This window comes from Naasia aerilata, assembly GCF_030296595.1.
Classification (GTDB): Bacteria; Actinomycetota; Actinomycetes; order Actinomycetales; family Microbacteriaceae; genus Naasia; species Naasia aerilata.
Window position 1 is genome coordinate 1,433,477 of record NZ_AP027731.1, and the last position, 16,563, is coordinate 1,450,039.

7 protein-coding genes and 5 pseudogenes are annotated in these 16,563 nt (G+C 70.0%); 7 read left to right on the forward strand and 5 right to left on the reverse strand.

The window, feature by feature from the left end:
- Positions 1-168 precede the first annotated feature (168 nt).
- Entirely contained in the window at positions 169-1,548 is a 1,380-nt protein-coding gene (locus tag QUE51_RS07765) for an extracellular solute-binding protein (protein ID WP_286278950.1), read from the forward strand.
- Between the two features lie 1,286 nt (positions 1,549-2,834).
- Here QUE51_RS07765 and QUE51_RS07770 read toward each other — a convergent pair.
- The 4 genes and pseudogenes from QUE51_RS07770 to QUE51_RS07785 form a co-directional block, all read right to left on the reverse strand.
- Positions 2,835-3,788 carry a carbohydrate ABC transporter permease gene (locus tag QUE51_RS07770; RefSeq protein WP_286278951.1) on the reverse strand — a complete coding sequence of 318 codons (954 nt, stop codon included), beginning with the start codon at positions 3,786-3,788 and terminating at the stop codon, positions 2,835-2,837.
- A 13-nt stretch (positions 3,789-3,801) separates the two neighbouring features.
- Positions 3,802-4,650, reverse strand: a pseudogene (locus QUE51_RS07775) (carbohydrate ABC transporter permease); the annotation flags it as partial.
- Positions 4,651-5,083: 433 nt separating this feature from the next.
- Positions 5,084-6,112 carry a Gfo/Idh/MocA family protein gene (locus tag QUE51_RS07780; protein ID WP_286278952.1) on the reverse strand — a complete coding sequence of 343 codons (1,029 nt, stop codon included), beginning with the start codon at positions 6,110-6,112 and terminating at the stop codon, positions 5,084-5,086.
- Between the two features lie 39 nt (positions 6,113-6,151).
- Positions 6,152-7,162 carry a Gfo/Idh/MocA family protein gene (locus QUE51_RS07785; RefSeq protein ID WP_286278953.1) on the reverse strand — a complete coding sequence of 337 codons (1,011 nt, stop codon included), beginning with the start codon at positions 7,160-7,162 and terminating at the stop codon, positions 6,152-6,154.
- A 257-nt stretch (positions 7,163-7,419) separates the two neighbouring features.
- Between QUE51_RS07785 and QUE51_RS07790 the strand changes: the two genes are divergently transcribed.
- The 3 genes from QUE51_RS07790 (at position 7,420) to QUE51_RS07800 (ending at position 11,959) form a co-directional block, all read left to right on the forward strand.
- Positions 7,420-9,264 carry an ABC transporter ATP-binding protein gene (locus QUE51_RS07790; protein WP_286279309.1) on the forward strand — a complete coding sequence of 615 codons (1,845 nt, stop codon included), beginning with the start codon at positions 7,420-7,422 and terminating at the stop codon, positions 9,262-9,264.
- Positions 9,265-9,402: 138 nt separating this feature from the next.
- A complete protein-coding gene (locus QUE51_RS07795) occupies positions 9,403-10,767 on the forward strand; it encodes a cystathionine beta-synthase (protein WP_286278954.1) in 1,365 nt (454 codons plus the stop codon).
- A gap of 46 nt (positions 10,768-10,813) precedes the next feature.
- Positions 10,814-11,959 (forward strand): cystathionine gamma-synthase, encoded by a 1,146-nt coding sequence (locus QUE51_RS07800; RefSeq protein ID WP_286278955.1) that lies wholly within the window; start codon positions 10,814-10,816, stop codon positions 11,957-11,959.
- A 93-nt stretch (positions 11,960-12,052) separates the two neighbouring features.
- Here QUE51_RS07800 and QUE51_RS07805 read toward each other — a convergent pair.
- Positions 12,053-12,869 (reverse strand): annotated as a pseudogene (locus QUE51_RS07805) (shikimate 5-dehydrogenase).
- 95 nt (positions 12,870-12,964) lie between these two features.
- Here QUE51_RS07805 and QUE51_RS07810 point away from each other — a divergent pair.
- The 3 pseudogenes from QUE51_RS07810 to QUE51_RS07820 all read left to right on the forward strand — a co-directional run bounded on the left by QUE51_RS07810 (position 12,965) and on the right by QUE51_RS07820 (position 16,561).
- Positions 12,965-13,986 (forward strand): annotated as a pseudogene (locus tag QUE51_RS07810) (LacI family DNA-binding transcriptional regulator).
- Between the two features lie 217 nt (positions 13,987-14,203).
- Positions 14,204-14,890 (forward strand): annotated as a pseudogene (locus tag QUE51_RS07815) (L-ribulose-5-phosphate 4-epimerase); the annotation flags it as partial.
- A gap of 55 nt (positions 14,891-14,945) precedes the next feature.
- Positions 14,946-16,561 (forward strand): annotated as a pseudogene (locus tag QUE51_RS07820) (xylulokinase).
- The last annotated feature ends 2 nt before the right edge of the window (positions 16,562-16,563 follow it).

A 16,563-nucleotide genomic window follows, 5' to 3' on the forward strand; every position in this document is an offset into this window, starting at 1 on the left:
GCCCGGCCCGCGTTTCTCACGTTTTCGTCTCATCGCGCCGTGGCATCTTGTGGCGAATCGGCGTGTCAGCCATACTCCAACCTGGGAAGGATTCCAGATACAGCCCAGGAGTCCGCCCACCGCGCGGGAGCGAAGATGCCCCGGCGGATCTCTTGCGAAGGGAAACCAATGAAGAAGAGGCAGAGGATCCTCCTCGCCGTCACCGCCGTGGTATCCGTCGCGGCGCTGACCGCGTGTGGGTCGGGCAGCGGCGGCAAGGCAGGCGGCGGCAGCAACGCGGACTTCTCCGCGAAGCCGAGCGGCACGCTCAACGCGTGGGGCTTCGAGAACGCCGACGACGTCGGCCAGGCGCGGCTCGACTACGCGGCCGACCAGCTCAAGGGCGTGAAGATCAAGATCGAGCAGACCGCGTTCGACGCACAGAAGTTCACCGCGGCGACCGCCAGCGGCCAGGTGCCCGACGTCGTCCAGATGAGCTCCCAGTACGTCGGCACCTACGCCGCCAAGGGCCTCATCCAGCCGCTCGACAAGTGCCTCTCGGCCAACGACGTCACGGCGGACCACTGGTACGACTCCGTCATCGGCGACGTCACCTACGACAACACGATGTACGCGGTGCCGCAGTTCTATCAGCCCCCGGCGATCATCGTGAACACGCGCCTCCTCGAGGCGGCCGGTCTCACGAACGACGACATCGACACGTCCGACCACGAGCGCCTCCTCTCCGCCGTCACCAAGCTGTACAAGGAGAGCGGCGGCAACCCGTCCACCCTCGGCCTCGACCCGCAGGTGCCCGGCACCGCCGGCCTCTGGTTCCTGGGCAACGGCGGTCAGATCATGGACGAGGACGGCAAGCCGACCCTCGACGATGCGGCCAACGTCGAGGCGCTCACGTTCCTCAAGCAGCTGATGGACGCGCAGGGCGGCTTCGCCAAGGTGAAGAGCTTCATCGACACCTTCGACATGTTCGGCGCGGAGAACCAGTACGTGAAGGACCAGGTCGCGGCGGAGATCAACGCGCAGTGGTACCCCAACGTGCTCGCCGCCACGCAGGCGAACATCACCATCAACGCGGTTCCGTTCAAGGACAAGGACGGCAACCCGTTCACCGTCGCCAGCGGCACGGCCTTCGTCATCCCCAAGGGTGCGAAGAACCCGGCTGCCGCTTGCGCCTGGGCCCTCAACCTCACCTCGGACGAGGCGTGGCAGGCCGCCGGTGACGCTCGCGCCACCACCATCAAGAACGACCCCGACCCCAACCGCATGAACACCGGTCTCTTCACGGGCTCGCCCTCCGCCGACCAGGCGATCCGCGACGCGTTCGTCAAGCCGACCGGCAACGCGGGCTTCGACCAGGTCATCGCCACGTACTACGACGTGGTGGGCACGGGCAAGTCGTTCGGATCGTCCGCTGCCGGTCAGGAGATCCAGACCGAGCTCGCGACCGCCGTCACCGCGGCGCTGAACGGCGAGAAGACGCCGGAAGAAGCGCTCAAGGACGGGCAGGAAGCCGCTCAGCGGGCGTACGACCAGACGACTGGGAAGTAACCTTCTCTGTCTGAACCTTGGGGCGGTCCTTCTTCGGGAGGGCCGCCCTTTGGCGTTCGTGGGGCGGGTCGGGGGTGCTTGTCGGTGGCTGGGATCGCGGGGTGGGGTGCGCCATTCTCAGCTCAGACATTGGCGGCCAAGCATGGCCGCCAAAACTCGCAAGAGAATGGCGCACCCCACCCCGCTCCTGAGGTGCGTCGCGTTGTTGAGCGGGTATGGGGCGGCTTCATCGGCCGCTGAAGCGGCCTCGAAGTCGCCGCTTCGCGCTTTCCGTGCGGTTTCGAGGTGGCCGGCCTTGGCTGGTGCTGGTGGAAGGGCGGGAGCCTCGACGCTGCGCGTCGAGCGCGGCTGGGCTAGCGCCCAGCGCGCGGCCGCGGCTGGGCTGTCGCCCAGCGCGGGGACCGGCCGTCGGTGATGGAGCGTGGAGTCGGTTTGCGTCGAGCGCGGGGTGAGGCGCCGGGCGCGCGCCGAGCGCGGGGTGAGGCGACGAGCGCGGGGTGTAGACGTGGCGCGCTCGTCGTTACGGGGCGCGCTCGGTGGGCGGAGGCGCGCTCGGTAAGGGGGCTCGGTGTGCCGCTGGACCTGCCGCACACGAGGCGGTCGCGTGTCGAGCGCGGGCTGAGGCGCCGGGCACGCGTCGAGCGCGGGGTGAGGCGACGAGCGCGGGGTGTAGACGGGGCGCGCTCGTCGTTACGGGGCGCGCTCGGTGGGGAGGGGCGCGCTCGGTAGGGCGGCGGCGTGCGGCTGGACGGGCCGGACAGGAGGCGGTCGGCGTCGAGCGCGGGGTGAGACGCCGGGCGCGCGTCGAGCGCGGCGTGAGGCGACGAGCGCGGGGTGTAGACCGGGCGCGCTCGTCGTCACGGGGAGCGCTCGGCGGAAGGAGGCGCGCTCGGTGCACGGCTCAGCGCAGCCACAAGGTGACGTGCGCGGGGAGCCGGCCACCTCACATCGTCTTAAGCCCTGGCATGTGGCTCCTCGAGTGTGCGGACGGCCGGCCGCACGGCCCCACGGCCTCTGGTCCACCACCCTCGAGGCATCGAGCGGCGACGCGGACCCCGCGAGGTGGCACTAAGTGCTGCCACCTCGCCGGGGAAAGGACATCTGGTGCCACCTCGAGGCCGCTCCTGGCGCGCGTCGCGCGCGGACTCCGCGAGGTGGCACTAGGTGCTGCCACCTCGCCGCGGAAGGGACATTTAGTGCCACCTCGACGCGGAGGGGGTTCCGCCTCGCGGAACGCAGAACGCCCCGGCCGCCAAAGCGGCCGGGGCGTTCCTCGTGGTGCGGGATCAGCCCTTGCGGCCCTGGGTCGCGATTCCCTCGATGAAGAAGCGCTGGCCGAAGGCGAACAGGATGAGCATCGGGAGCGTCACGACGAGCGCCGCGACCATGACCCACTGGTAGTCGCCCTGACCGCCGTTGCCGGGGCTGAAGGCGGTCATCGCGTACGAGATCCCCAGCGGCACCGTGAAGTTCTCGATCGACCCGAAGTTCAGGTAGATGAGCGGTGCCTGCAGGTTGTTCCAGCTCGCCTGGAACTCGAAGATGAACACGATGATGAACGACGGCACCGCGAGCGGAGCCGCGATCCGCCAGAACAGACCCCAGTAGCTGGCGCCGTCCATGCGCGCCGCCTCGAACAGCTCCCGCGGCAGGCCCAGGAAGAACTGCCGCTGCAGGAAGATGTAGAACGCGGAGCCGAACAGGTTGGCCGCCCACAGCGGGACGTTCGTGCCGACGAAGCCGAGGTGGTTCCAGATCAGGTACGTCGGGATCAGCGTGACAGCGCCCGGCATCATCATCGTGGCGAGGATGAGGCCGAAGAGCAGGTTGCGACCCGGGAACTTGAAGTAGGCGAACCCGAAGGCGACGATCGAGCTCGACAGCGTCACCAGGCCGGCGGCCAGGATGGCGATGAGGAGGCTGTTGCCCATCCAGTTGAGGAGGGGCAGCTTGTCGAACGCCTGCACGTAGTTGATCGGGTTGAACGTGTTGGGAATCAGCCGGTTGTCGAAGACCTCGCCACGCGGCTTGAGGCTCGCAGCCAGCAGCCAGAGGAACGGGTAGAGGAACGCCCCGGCGAACAGGACGAGGACGATCCAGAGGACGATCTTCCCGATGACGCTGCTGATCGGGCGACCGGGAGCATCGGGGTTGCCACCGGTCTCCTCGACGCCGATCGCCTGCAGACGAGGGTCGACCGTGCCGCTGGCCGTGCCGATGTTGGTCGTGTTGGAGCTCATCAGTCCCGATCTCCTCGTAGTAGACGAACCGGTTGCCGAACTTCACCTGGATGAGGGTGATGATCATGATGATCACGAAGATCAGCCACGCCATGGCGGCCGCGAAGCCGAAGTTGAAGTTGCGGAACGCCTGCTGGAACAGGTACACCGCGTAGAACAGCGACGCGTCGGGGGAGGCGTTCGTCTGGTTGCGCCAGAAGAGAAGGAACGCCTGGTCGAACACCTGCAGGGCGGCGATGGTGAGGACGAGGACGTTGAAGAAGATCGTCCCCGAGATCATCGGCACCGTGATGTTGAAGAACTGGCGCACCTTGCCCGCTCCGTCGAGCGAGGCCACCTCGTAGAGGTCGCGGGGCACGTTCTTCAGGGCCGCGAGGAAGATGATCATCGTGCCGCTCACGCCCCAGAGGGTCATGATCACGATGGACGGCTTGACCCAGTTGGGATCGGTCAGCCACTGCGGGCCCTGGATGCCGATCGCGGCGAGGCCCTTGTTGATGGCGCCGTAGTTGCCGTTCAGCAGCAGCAGGAAGACCGACGCGGTCGCGACCGACGGGGTCATCTTGGGCAGGTAGTAGAGGGTGCGGAACAGTCCGGCGCCCTTGCCGACCCGGTTGAGCAGCATCGCGAGGAACAGCGCGAAGATGATCTCGAGCGGCACCGCCATCACGGCGTAGAAGAGGGTGTTGCCGAGAGCCATGAAGACGCGCGGGTCCTCGAACAGCTCCGCGTAGTTGGCGCCGCTGTTCGGATACGCGGTGTCGGTCGCGAGGTCGTAGTCGCTGAACGAGATCACGAGGCTGTAGATCATCGCCCCGAGGGTGAAGATGAGGAACCCGACGATCCAGGGGGCGACGAACAGGTAGCCCGCGAGGGATTCGCGCCGGTTGAACTTGTCCTTGACCTTCGGTGCCTTGGCCTTCTTGCCAGGCGGAGCGGCGACGGCTGCTGCCTCGGCAGTGGCGGCCCGGTCCTCGACGGCGGTCACGGCCGGCGCTCCAGGCGCTCGCACCGAATCGTCCGCTGTGGCTTCATCGTCATCCCTTCCAGAGACGCCTGTGGCTCCGGCTATCCGGTGTGGCATCGTTACCACACAGGGCGACTATAAGTGCCGACCTCTCCACCCGCAACTGTGCAGAGGGAGTCGGAGCCGTTCCGCTGATGATAGAGCCGGATGGGGTCACTCGCGCCCAGGAACTCGGGCTTGACTTCGGCGGATTCGGGGGACAGAAACGCCGTCGTCCCCGGCGCTCCGGGCACCGGGGACGACGGCAGGGGTACGGCGTGCCGGTGGGTCAGCCGACGGGCACGCTGGAGGCGCTGCGGACCGGCGCGTAGGCCCGGGTGGACGCCGACTCGTAGGCGGCGAGGATGATCCCGAGGACCTCGATCCCCTCCTTCTCCGTGTGCAGGGGACGCGTGCCGTCGAGGATCGACCGGGCGAAGTGCGCGATCTCCGCCGCGAACTCGTTGACCGAGGGGAATTCGAGGGTCGCCTGCTCGCCGGTGCGGAGCCGGTAGGAGAGGTTCTTGCCGTCGCTGAAGAGGGATCCCTTCTCGCCGACCACGGAGAAGCGCTCGGTGTTGGCGGACGGGTTGTAGGCCCAGCTCGTCGTGAGACTGCCGAGCACGCCGTTGTCGAAGCGCACGAGCACCTGCGCGGAGTCCTCGCCCTCCATGAACTTGAGCCGGTGCGTGCTGAGCATGGCGGTCACGTCGACCGGCTCGCCCCCGGCCAGCTGCAGCATCAGGTAGGTGGGGTGGTAGCCCGTGTCGATGAGCTCACCGCCGCCGCTGGTCGCGGCGGAGGCCCGCCAGCCCATGCTCTCCGGGTTGAAGTCGTTGAAGAAGCTGTCCGTCGTGCGCACCTCGTAGACCTGGCCGAGGAGCCCCTCGTGGATCAGCTCGACCGCCTTGGCGACCGGGGGCGAGAACAGCTGGTTGTGGGCGCACATCAGCGTCACACCGTTCGCCTCAACGGCGGCCTGGACCTCGGCGGCCTCCTCCGGGCTGAGGCAGAGCGGCTTCTCGCACAGGATGTGCTTGCCCGCCTGGGCGGCCGCGACGATGGCGTCCTTGTGCAGGTGGTGGGGGAGGCAGATGTCGACGGCGTCGATCTCCGCGTTCCGAAGCATCTCCAGGTAGCTCCCGTAGGTGGCGGCGCCGGCGGGTTCAGCCCGCCGCTGCGCGTTCGCCTCGACCGGGTCGGCCACGGCGACGAGCACGGTGGTGTCCGGGTTCTCCAGATACCCCTTCACGTGTGCGCCGGCGATGCCGCCTGCTCCGATGAGTCCGACGCGGATCTTTCCGTTCGTGTTGGTCATAGCCTTTCGCTTCTTCTGCTCTGAGGTCGGGAGGGGGAACTAGCGGGTGATCGCGGGAACGCGGTAGTCGAGGGTGCGCCCGGCGACCGCCGAGGCGTTGGCCGCCTGGACGAGCCGGGTGAGCTCGATGGCGGCGGCCGTGTTGGCGTCGGTATCCGACCCGGAGCGGATGGCGGACAGCCACTGCGCCATCGGCATGGGCGGGGCGGGCTGCGCCTCGGGCTCGATCCACTTCTCCGGGTCATAGGCGTCGCCCTTGCCGAGCAGGCCGAGGCCCGCGAAGCCGAACACGAGCGTGCCCTTCGTGCCCCGGACCTCGATGGTGGAGGCGCCGGGCGTCGTGACGTTGCTCGCCTCGATCACCGCGATCGCGCCGCCCGGGTAGCGGAGCGTGACCACGGCGTTGTCCTCGAGGGCCTCGCCGGTGACCGAGGAGTAGACCGCCGAGACGGTCTCGGGCGCCGTGCCCAGGAAGCGCTGCGTGAGGTACACGGCGTGGCAGCCGAGGTCGGTGAGCGCTCCGCCGATGGCGTCCGCCGGGTCGTAGAAGCGGGACGGCAGCCAGCCGGCCACCGAGCCGTCGTGCGCGAGCCGCACGCGGGTGTAGGTGACGTCGCCGAGCGAGCCGTCTCGGATGGCTGCGGCGATCGTCTCGGTCACGCTCTCCGAGAGCCGGGGCAGGGAGACGACGAGGCGCACACCCGCGGCGCGCGCGGCGTCGACGAGCTGCTCGCACTCCGCGACGGTGGGGGCGAGCAGCTTCTCGGTGAAGACGTGCTTCCCGGCGGCGATCGCCCGCCCGATCACGTCGGTGTGGGCGGCCGTGGACGTGGTGACAACGATCCCATCGACATCGGGTCGACTCAGCACCTCGTCCAGGTCCGTCGCGAAGGGGATTCCGAGCTTCTGGGCGGCGGGGCGGCCGCGATCAAACTGATCGTCCCACGCGACGACGAGCTCAGCGCCCTCGCTCTCCACGACCTGAGCCGCGTAATCCGTGGCGTGTACGTGCCAGAAGCCGATCAGGGCCAGCGACAGCGGTGTCGACAAGGTGAATCTCCAATGTGCGCTTCGTCCGATGTGGACGCGGTGTGGGAACGATGCCAGAACGGCGTCTGCCGGAAGCGTAACTTCTGCTCGGGAGAAGCCGCTAGGGGAAGCGGGGAACCGGTCGGATGTGCGTGGAGAGCCGGGTGGGAGGGCGCCAAGAGAAGGGGGCGAGCGGCTGTCGAGCGCTGCCGCCTCGTCCGCCATCCGCTGAACCGGCCGGCCGTGTCGGGCCGCGGACGTAGGCTCCTGGGGTGAGCATGGGACACGGCAGACCCGGAGCGCGGGGTGTCGCGTCTCGCGACTCGGACGCCCAGCGGGCCGCCAATGCCGAGGCTCCCAAGATCGAGCACCTCCTCCGCCGGATCGCCCGCCTCTTCGCGCCGCACCGGTGGATCCTCACCCTCACCATCGCGCTCGTCCTCATCGACGCCGGGCTCACCGTGCTGCCGCCGCTCCTCACGCGGCAGGCATTCGACCGCGGGCTCTTCCCCCGCGGCGGACCGGACCTTCCTGTGCTGACCGAGATCGTGGTCCTCATGGTCCTGGTCTGGGTGCTCTCCGCCGGCCTCGGGATCTGGCAGACCTACCTCACCTCTACGGTCGGCAACAAGGTCATGGGCGCCATGCGGGTCGACCTGTTCCGGCACCTCCAGTCGATGGAGCTGGGCTTCTTCACCCGGACGAAGACGGGCATCATCCAGTCCCGGCTCGCCAACGACGTCGGCGGCGTGGCCGGCGTGCTCAGCAACACCGTGTCGAGCGTCATCGGCAACGTGGTGACCGTGCTCGCCGCGTTCACCGCGATGCTGCTGCTCAGCTGGCAGCTCACCGTGATCGCCGTGATCCTGCTGCCGGCGCTGGCGTTCGCCCAGCGGCGCGTCGGGCGGCTGCGCGCGCGGATCGCGACCAAGACGCAGGAGTCGCTGTCCGAGATGACGGCGATCACGCAGGAGACGCTGAGCGTCTCGGGCGTCCTGCTCGCGAAGAGCTTCGGGCAGGCGGAGGCCGAGAACGCCCGCTATGCGGCCGAGAACCAGAACCAGATCCGGCTCCAGGTGCGCCAGTCGATGAGCGGCCAGGGCTTCTTCGCGTTCGTGCAGATCTTCCTGTCGGTCGTTCCCGCGCTCGTCTACCTGCTCTCGGCCTTCCTGATCCAGGGCGGGGCCGACATCACGCCCGGCACGATCGTCGCCTTCACGACGGTGCAGGCGCGCCTCATGTGGCCGCTGCTCGGCCTCATGCGAGTCGCCCTCGACCTGCAGACCTCGGGCGCGCTGTTCGCCCGCATCTTCGAGTACTTCGACCTGGTGCCGGCGATCAAGGACAAGCCGAACGCCGCGACCCTCTCGCCCGACGACCCGCTGGGGGCGATCGAGTTCCGGTCCGTCGAGTTCCGCTATCCCGGAGCGCCCGAGACGAGCCGGCCGACGCTCGACGACGTGTCGTTCCGCATCGAGCCCGGCCAGTTCGTCGCCTTCGTGGGGCCGTCGGGCGCGGGCAAGACGACCATCTCCTACCTCATCCCGCGCCTCTACGACGTGACGGGCGGCTCGGTGCTGTTCGCGGGCCGCGACGTGCGCGACCTGCGCCAGGAGTCCCTGCTCGAGCAGATCGGCATCGTCAGCCAGGAGACCTACCTCTTCCACGCGACCATCCGCGAGAACCTGCGCTACGCACGCCCGGACGCGACCGATGAGGAGATCGCGCACGCCGCCGAGCTCGCTAACATCGCCGAGACGATCGAGTCGTTCCCGGACGGCTACGACACGGTGGTCGGTGAGCGCGGCTACCGCCTCTCGGGCGGCGAGAAGCAGCGCGTCGCGATCGCGCGCGTCATCCTCAAGAATCCGGCGGTGCTCGTGCTGGACGAGGCGACGAGCGCCCTCGACTCCGTGTCCGAGCGCGCGGTGCAGGCGGCCCTCGACACGGCCTCGCGCGGCCGGACGACCATCGCGATCGCCCACCGGCTCTCCACCGTCGCCGAGGCCGACGTCATCCACGTCGTCGAGCACGGCCGGATTGCGGAGAGCGGCACCGCCGCCGAGCTCTTCCAGCAGGGCGGCCTCTATGCGCGCCTCGCCGCCCAGCAGTCCGCGGCCTGATCTCCGGACCTCGATGCCCGCTAGACTCCCAAGCGTGATCTCCCCGACGCGCTGCTGTCGCCGCCGCTAGGCGCCGACACCCGTCCCGCCCGTGAGCCTCGCTGTCGCTGAGGCCGGGCCGAATCCGAGAGCTCTGACATGAAGTACGCGAACACCGTCCTCGACCTGATCGGCTCGACCCCGCTGGTCCGCCTGAACCGGGTGACGGAAGGCATCGCCGCCACCGTCCTCGCCAAGGTCGAGTACCTCAACCCGGGCGGCTCCAGCAAGGACCGGATCGCGGTGAAGATCATCGACGCCGCCGAGGCGAGCGGACAGCTCCGCCCGGGCGGCACCATCGTCGAGCCGACGTCCGGCAACACCGGAGTCGGCCTGGCGCTCGTGGCGCAGCAGCGCGGCTACCGATGCGTCTTCGTCGTGCCGGACAAGGTGGGTGAGGACAAGCGCAACGTCCTCCGCGCCTACGGGGCCGAGGTCGTCGTCACGCCGACCGCCGTGACGCCGGAGGACCCGCGCTCCTACTACAGCGTCTCCGACCGCCTGGCTCGCGAGATCCCGGGCGCCTTCAAGCCGGACCAGTACTCCAACCCGAACGGTCCCCGCTCGCACTACGAGAGCACCGGCCCGGAGATCTGGGCGGACACCGAGGGCCGGATCACCCACTTCGTGGCGGGCGTCGGCACGGGCGGCACCATCACGGGCGTCGGCCGCTACCTCAAGGAGGTGTCCGGCGGCCGGGTCCAGGTGATCGGCGCGGATCCGGAGGGCTCGGTGTACTCCGGCGGGACCGGCAGGCCCTACCTCGTCGAGGGCGTCGGCGAGGACTTCTGGCCGAGTGCCTACGACCCGTCCGTCGTGGACCAGGTCATCGCCTCCTCCGACGCCGAGTCCTTCGCCCTCACCCTCCGTCTCGCCCGAGAAGAGGGGCTGCTGGTCGGCGGCTCCAGCGGCCTCGCCGTGGCCGGCGCCGTCAAGGCGGCACGCGACCTGCCCGCGGACGCCGTCGTCGTCGTGCTGCTGCCGGACGGCGGCCGCGGGTACCTCGGGAAGATCTTCAACGACGAGTGGATGCGCTCCTACGGGTTCGCGCCCGGCGCGCAGGAGACCACGGTCGCCGACGTGCTCGCCGCCAAGGCGGGCGGTATCCCCGACCTCGTCTACGCCCTGCCCGACACCCCCGTGCGGGAGGCGATCGCCACCATGCAGCAGTACGGGGTGTCCCAGCTGCTTGTCCTCGCTACCCAACCGCCCGTGGTGATGGGCGAGGTGCTCGGCGCGCTCGACGAGCGCGAGCTGCTCGATCTCGTCTTCAGCGGCAAGGCCCAGCTCGGCGACCCCGTCGGTCACGTCGTCGGCACGCCGCTCGCGCTCCTGGGCGCCGGAGACACGGTGTCCGCCGCGCGCGCTGCGCTCGGCGCCGCGGACGCGGTGCTCGTGACCGAGGGCGGCAAGCCGGTCGCGGTGCTCACCCGCTCGGACCTGCTCTCCTATCTCTCCGCCTGATTCCCCACCCGGCCCTCTTCTCCGGCCCGCTTCCAAAAGGACTGACATGTCTTCCGGCTTCAACACCCGTGCCATCCACGCGGGCCAGGACTTCGACCCGACCACCGGCGCCGTCACGCCGCCGATCTACCAGACCTCCACGTTCGTCCAGGACGGCATCGGCGGCCTGCGGGGCGGCTACGAGTACGGCCGCAGCGGCAACCCCACGCGGGATTCCCTGCAGACCCTCCTCGCGTCCCTCGAGGGCGGCGCCCATGGCATCTCCTTCTCGTCGGGCCTCGCAGCGGAGGATGCGCTGCTCCGGTCGATCCTGCGGCCGGGCGACCACGTCGTGCTCGGCAACGACGTGTACGGCGGCACCTACCGGCTGATCACGCGCATCCTCGGGTCCTGGGGCATCGAGGTGGACGCCGTCGAGATGAACGACCTTGACGCCGTACGTGCGGCGCTCCGCCCCGGCTCCAGCCGGGTGCTCTGGGTCGAGACGCCGTCCAACCCGCTCATGAAGATCACCGACATCGCGGCGCTGGCCGAGGTGGGCAGGGCCTCCGGGGCGCTCGTGGTCGTGGACAACACCTTCGCCTCGCCCGCGCTCCAGCGACCGCTCGAGCTCGGGGCCGACGTGGTCGTGCACTCGACGACGAAGTACCTGGGCGGCCACTCCGACGTGCTCGGCGGAGCGGTCATCACGAACGACGACCAGCTGGCCGAGCAGGTGCGCTTCCTGCAGTTCGCGGCGGGCGCGATCCTGGCGCCGTTCGAGGCCTGGCTCACCACGCGCGGGATCAAGACTCTCGGCGTCCGGATGGAGCGGCACTCCGCCAACGCCCAGGCGGTGGCCGAGCACTTCGTCGGGCATCCCGGCGTGGAGCGGGTCTACTACCCGGGCCTGCCGACCCATCCCGGGCACGAGCTCGCCGCGCGGCAGATGAAGGGCTTCGGCGGCATGCTGTCCGTCGCCCTGCGCGGCGGGGAGGAGGCGGCGCGGAAGCTCGCGGAGTCCACCAAGCTCTTCCAGCTCGCCGAGTCGCTCGGCGGTGTGGAGTCGCTCATCGGGTATCCGTCCGAGATGACGCACGCCTCCGTGCGCGGGACTCCGCTGGAGATCGCGCCCAACATCGTGCGGCTGTCCGTCGGCATCGAGGACGTGGACGACCTCATCGCCGACCTCGAGGAGGCGCTCCCGCGCTGACGCGCCGCCTGCCGGCGGGAGGATCTGGCGTGAGCAGTCCGAGTCGCCGCTCTGGGGACCGCTGGTTGCAGCCCGTCCTGCTCGGTGCGGCTGTCAGCCGGCTCGGCTGAAGGCGGTCGCCCGCTCGATGGCGTCGGGCGTCGGCCGCACGCCGGTGTAGAGCTCGAACTGCTCGGCCGCCTGCAGGGCCGTGACCGCGACGCCCGTCATGGTGCGCTTGCCGTGGCGCGCTGCCAGGGCGAGCAGGGGCGTCGTCGCCGGGACGGCCACGACCTCGAAGACCGTCGACGCCGCCGCGACGACCTCGTCGGGGAAGCTCGCCTCGTCGGCGGCCGGGCCGCCCGCCATGCCGATCGGCGTCGCGTTGATGAGGAGCTCCGCTCCGGGTTCGGGCTCGGCGCCGGTCCACCGGGCACCGTACTGCTCGGCGAGGGCCCGCCCCCTCCTCACTGCGCGCGAGCACGGTGACATCCCGGAAGCCCAAGTCCGTCACCGCTGCCAGGACCGCCTTCGCCATTCCGCCGCTGCCGCGCAGGAGCACGGACGAGCTCGGAGCGAGGGCCGCGGTCTGAAGCATCGCGCGCACGGCGACGTAGTCGGTGTTGTGCGCGACGAGCCGGCCGCCCTCGTTCACGATCGTGTTGACCGACCGGATCCGCGCCGCGCTCTCGGTGAGCTCGTCGACCAGGGGGATGACCGCCTCCTTGAACGGCATCGAGACGGAGCAGCCCCGGATGGGCAGGCCGCGGACGCCCGCGATCGCCTGCTCGATGTCGGCCGGCGCGAACGCCTTGTAGACGAACGGCAGCCGGAGCTCGTCGTAGAGGAAGTTGTGGAATCGCGTGCCCAGGTTGCTGGGGCGGGCGGCCACCGAGATGCAGAGGGTCATGTCCTTGTCGAGGATCGGCACCGTCCCATCCTGGCCCGGATCGTGCAGGATCGCCCGCCGCAGGACAGGTCGTTCGACGGGCATGTGACGCGTCACATCCGCGCCATACTGTGCATGTGACGAGCGATGTGACAGCAGGGCGGGCGCCCAGCATCCGCGATGTCGCCCGGCTCGCGGGGGTCTCGCACCAGACGGTGTCCCGCGTGCTCAACGCCTCGCCGAGCATCAGGGACGAGACCCGGGCGCGCGTGCTCGACGCGATGGAGAGCCTCCAGTACCGCCCGAACCGCGCCGCTCGCATGTTGGTCACGAGTCGCTCGCGGGCGATCGGCATCCTCACGTCCAATCGGGTGCACTACGGCCCCTCGAGCAGCGTGATGGCCATCGAGGAGGCGGCCCGGGCGGCCGGCTACGCGGTCGTGACCGCGAGCCTGCCCTCGTCCGAGCCCGAGGCGATCATCGCCGCGCTCGACCACCTCCTCGATCAGGCGGTCGAGGGCCTCGTGGTCATCGCCCCGCAGACTCGCGTGTTCGATGCGCTCGCGTCCCTGTCGATCCGAGTGCCCTACGTGACCATGCAGAGCACCGAGAGGGACGAGTGGCACGCGCTCTCGGTGGACCAGATCACCGGCGCGCGGATCGCGACTCGGCACCTGCTCGAGCTCGGACATCGCTCGATCTACCACCTGACCGGCCCGCAGGACTGGATCGAGGCCGAGGCCCGCATGCGGGGCTTCCTGGCCGAGATGAGCGACTGGGACGTCCCCACGACCGCACCGATCCTGGGGGACTGGACAGCGGACTTCGGCTACCGGGCCGGCAAGGAGCTGCTGAGGTTCCGCGACTTCACCGCCGTGTTCTCCTCCAACGACCAGATGGCCCTCGGCTTCCTGCACGCCGTCCGGGATGCCGGGCTCGACTGCCCCGGCGACATCAGCATCGTCGGGTTCGACGACATCCCCGAAGCGGCACATTTCGCTCCGCCCCTCACCACCGTCCGGCAGGACTTCCCCGAGCTGGGCCGCCGCTGCGTCGCCCTGCTCCTCGGTCAGCTCGAAGGGGAGCCGGGTACTCGAACACCATCGTGCCGGAGCTCGTGGTACGGGCGTCGACGGCGCCACCGCCTCGCTTCCGCTAGGGCATCCGCGCCCCGCTCGCGACAGCCGTTACCAACCCGAGACGGCGTGGAGTTGACAGCCTCGCGGGGCCGGGTCCTACACTGACCAGGGCCATGTGACCGTTCACATTGGTTATCGAGATCGAACGAAGAGGTTCTAGCGCGTGAATGCGATGACGCAGCAGCCCGGCACGAACGGCGCTGCGGTGCGTCCTGCCCGCCCGGAGCAGGTGACCGCGTGAGCAACTTCTCTCCCGAGATCGAGGTCGCCATCGCCCGGCAGCGCGAGGAGGTCTCCCGGCTGCACGGCGAGCTGATCCGCTGGGGTCTCGTCATCTGGACGGGCGGCAACGTGTCCGGCCGCGTCCCCGGCGCCGACCTGTTCGTCATCAAGCCGTCCGGCGTCAGCTACGACGACCTGGCGCCCGAGAACATGATCGTCTGCGACCTGGACGGGAACGTCGTCCCCGGCACTCCCGGCAGCGAGAACTCGCCGTCGAGCGACACGGCCGCCCATGCGTACGTCTACCGGAATATGCCCGAGGTGGGCGGCGTCGTGCACACCCACTCGACCTATGCCGTCGCCTGGGCTGCGCGCGCCGAGCCCATCCCGTGCGTGATCACGGCCATGGCCGACGAGTTCGGCGGCGAGATCCCGGTCGGTCCCTTCGCGATCATCGGCGATGACTCGATCGGCCGGGGGATCGTCGACACCCTGCGCGGCCACCGCTCGCGCGCGGTGCTGATGCAGAACCACGGGCCGTTCACCATCGGCTCGAGCGCCAAGGATGCGGTCAAGGCCGCCGTGATGGTCGAGGACGTTGCACGCAGCGTGCACATCTCGCGCCAGCTCGGGGACCCGGTGGCCCTGCCCCAGGAGGCGATCGACTCCCTCTTCGACCGCTACCAGAACGTGTACGGCCAGCCCTCGACCGAGGTGGCGGTCGGCGGCGCGGCCGGCCCGCGAGGGGACTGCGCCGATGACCTCCGCCACCGCGACCGCCGGCGACGATGCCGCCCGCGACGCGCTCCGCTCGGGCCGGGCGACGCTCGGCATCGAGCTCGGGTCCACCCGCATCAAGGCCGTGCTCCTCGGCGACGCCCCCGACACCGTCCTGGCCTCCGGCACGTGGGAGTGGGAGAACCGCTTCGTCGACCGGATGTGGACCTACTCGGTGGAGGACATCTGGGCGGGCCTGCAGGGCGTCTACGCGGACCTCCTGGCCGACACCGAGCGCCGCTTCGGTGTCCGGCCCGAGACGTACCGTGCGATCGGGGTCTCGGCGATGATGCACGGCTACCTCGCCTTCGGCGCGGACGGCGAACTCCTGGTCCCCTTCCGCACCTGGCGGAACACCACGACCGGGGCCGCGGCGGCTGAGCTCACCGAGCGGTTCCAGACCAACATCCCGCTGCGCTGGTCGGTCGCCCACCTCTACCAGGCGGTTCTCGACCGGGAGCCGCACGTCCCGGAGATCCGCTTCCTCACCACCCTGGCGGGGTACGTGCACTGGCGGCTCACCGGGCGGCAGGTGCTGGGCATCGGCGACGCCTCGGGCATGTTCCCGATCGATGTCGCGACCGGTGACTACGACACCCGGCTGCTCGCCGACTTCGACGAGCTCGTCGCCGACGCCGCTCCTGCGCTGAGGCTCCGGGAGCTGCTCCCCGAGGTCCTCGTCGCCGGGCAGCCCGCAGGAGCCCTCACCGCGGAGGGGCGGCGCTGCTCGACCCGACGGGCCGGCTGCGTGCCGGCGCGGCCTTCTGCCCGCCCGAGGGCGACGCCGGCACGGGCATGGTGGCCACGAGCGCCGTCGCGCCTCGCACGGGTAACGTCAGCGCGGGCACGAGCATCTTCGCGATGGTCGTCCTGGAGCGGCCGCTCGAGGGCATCCACACCGAGCTCGATGTCGTCACGACGCCCGCAGGCGCCGCCGTGGCCATGGTCCACTGCAACAACGGGGCGAGCGAGCTCGGCGCGTGGGCCGGCGTCTTCGGCCGGTTCGCGGATGCGCTGGGCGCATCGGCAGACGCGGACGCGGTGTACGAGGTGCTCTTCCGGGAGGCCCTCGGCGGCGACCCGGATGCCGGTGGCCTCCTGGCGTACAACTTCCTCTCCGGCGAGCCTCTCGTGGGCTTGGACGAGGGGCGGCCCCTGGTGATCCGGACCCCCGACAGCTCGCTGACCCTCGCGAACTTCATGCGTGCTCAGCTCTACAGCGTCTTCGGCGCCCTGAGTCTCGGCATGCGCGTCCTGCGCGCCCAGGGCGTGCAGCTCGACCGCATGATGGCGCACGGCGGCCTCTTCCGCACCGCGGGCGTCGCGCAGCGCTTCCTGGCCGGGGCCCTCGACGCACCCGTCGCCGTCGCGCGCACGGCCGCCGAGGGCGGAGCGTGGGGCATCGCGGTGCTCGCGTCCTACCTGGCGGTCGCCGAGAGCACCGACCTGGACGGCTACCTGCGCGGGACCGTCTTCGCCGGCGCGGAGATCGACACCGTGGACCCGGATGCCGGCGACGTGGCCGGCTTCAGCACATTCCTCACCCGTTACGAGACCGGCCTGCCGGTCGAGCGCACCGCGGCCGACGCGCTGTGACT

Bases quoted from the DNA above. Each gene is read 5' to 3' on its own strand.
- QUE51_RS07765 (WP_286278950.1), top strand. From the start codon at position 169: ATGAAGAAGAGGCAGAGGATCCTCCTCGCCGTCACCGCCGTGGTATCC.
- QUE51_RS07770 (WP_286278951.1), bottom strand. From the start codon at position 3,788: ATGAGCTCCAACACGACCAACATCGGCACGGCCAGCGGCACGGTCGAC.
- QUE51_RS07780 (WP_286278952.1), bottom strand. From the start codon at position 6,112: ATGACCAACACGAACGGAAAGATCCGCGTCGGACTCATCGGAGCAGGC.
- QUE51_RS07790 (WP_286279309.1), top strand. From the start codon at position 7,420: ATGGGACACGGCAGACCCGGAGCGCGGGGTGTCGCGTCTCGCGACTCG.
- QUE51_RS07795 (WP_286278954.1), top strand. From the start codon at position 9,403: ATGAAGTACGCGAACACCGTCCTCGACCTGATCGGCTCGACCCCGCTG.
- QUE51_RS07800 (WP_286278955.1), top strand. From the start codon at position 10,814: ATGTCTTCCGGCTTCAACACCCGTGCCATCCACGCGGGCCAGGACTTC.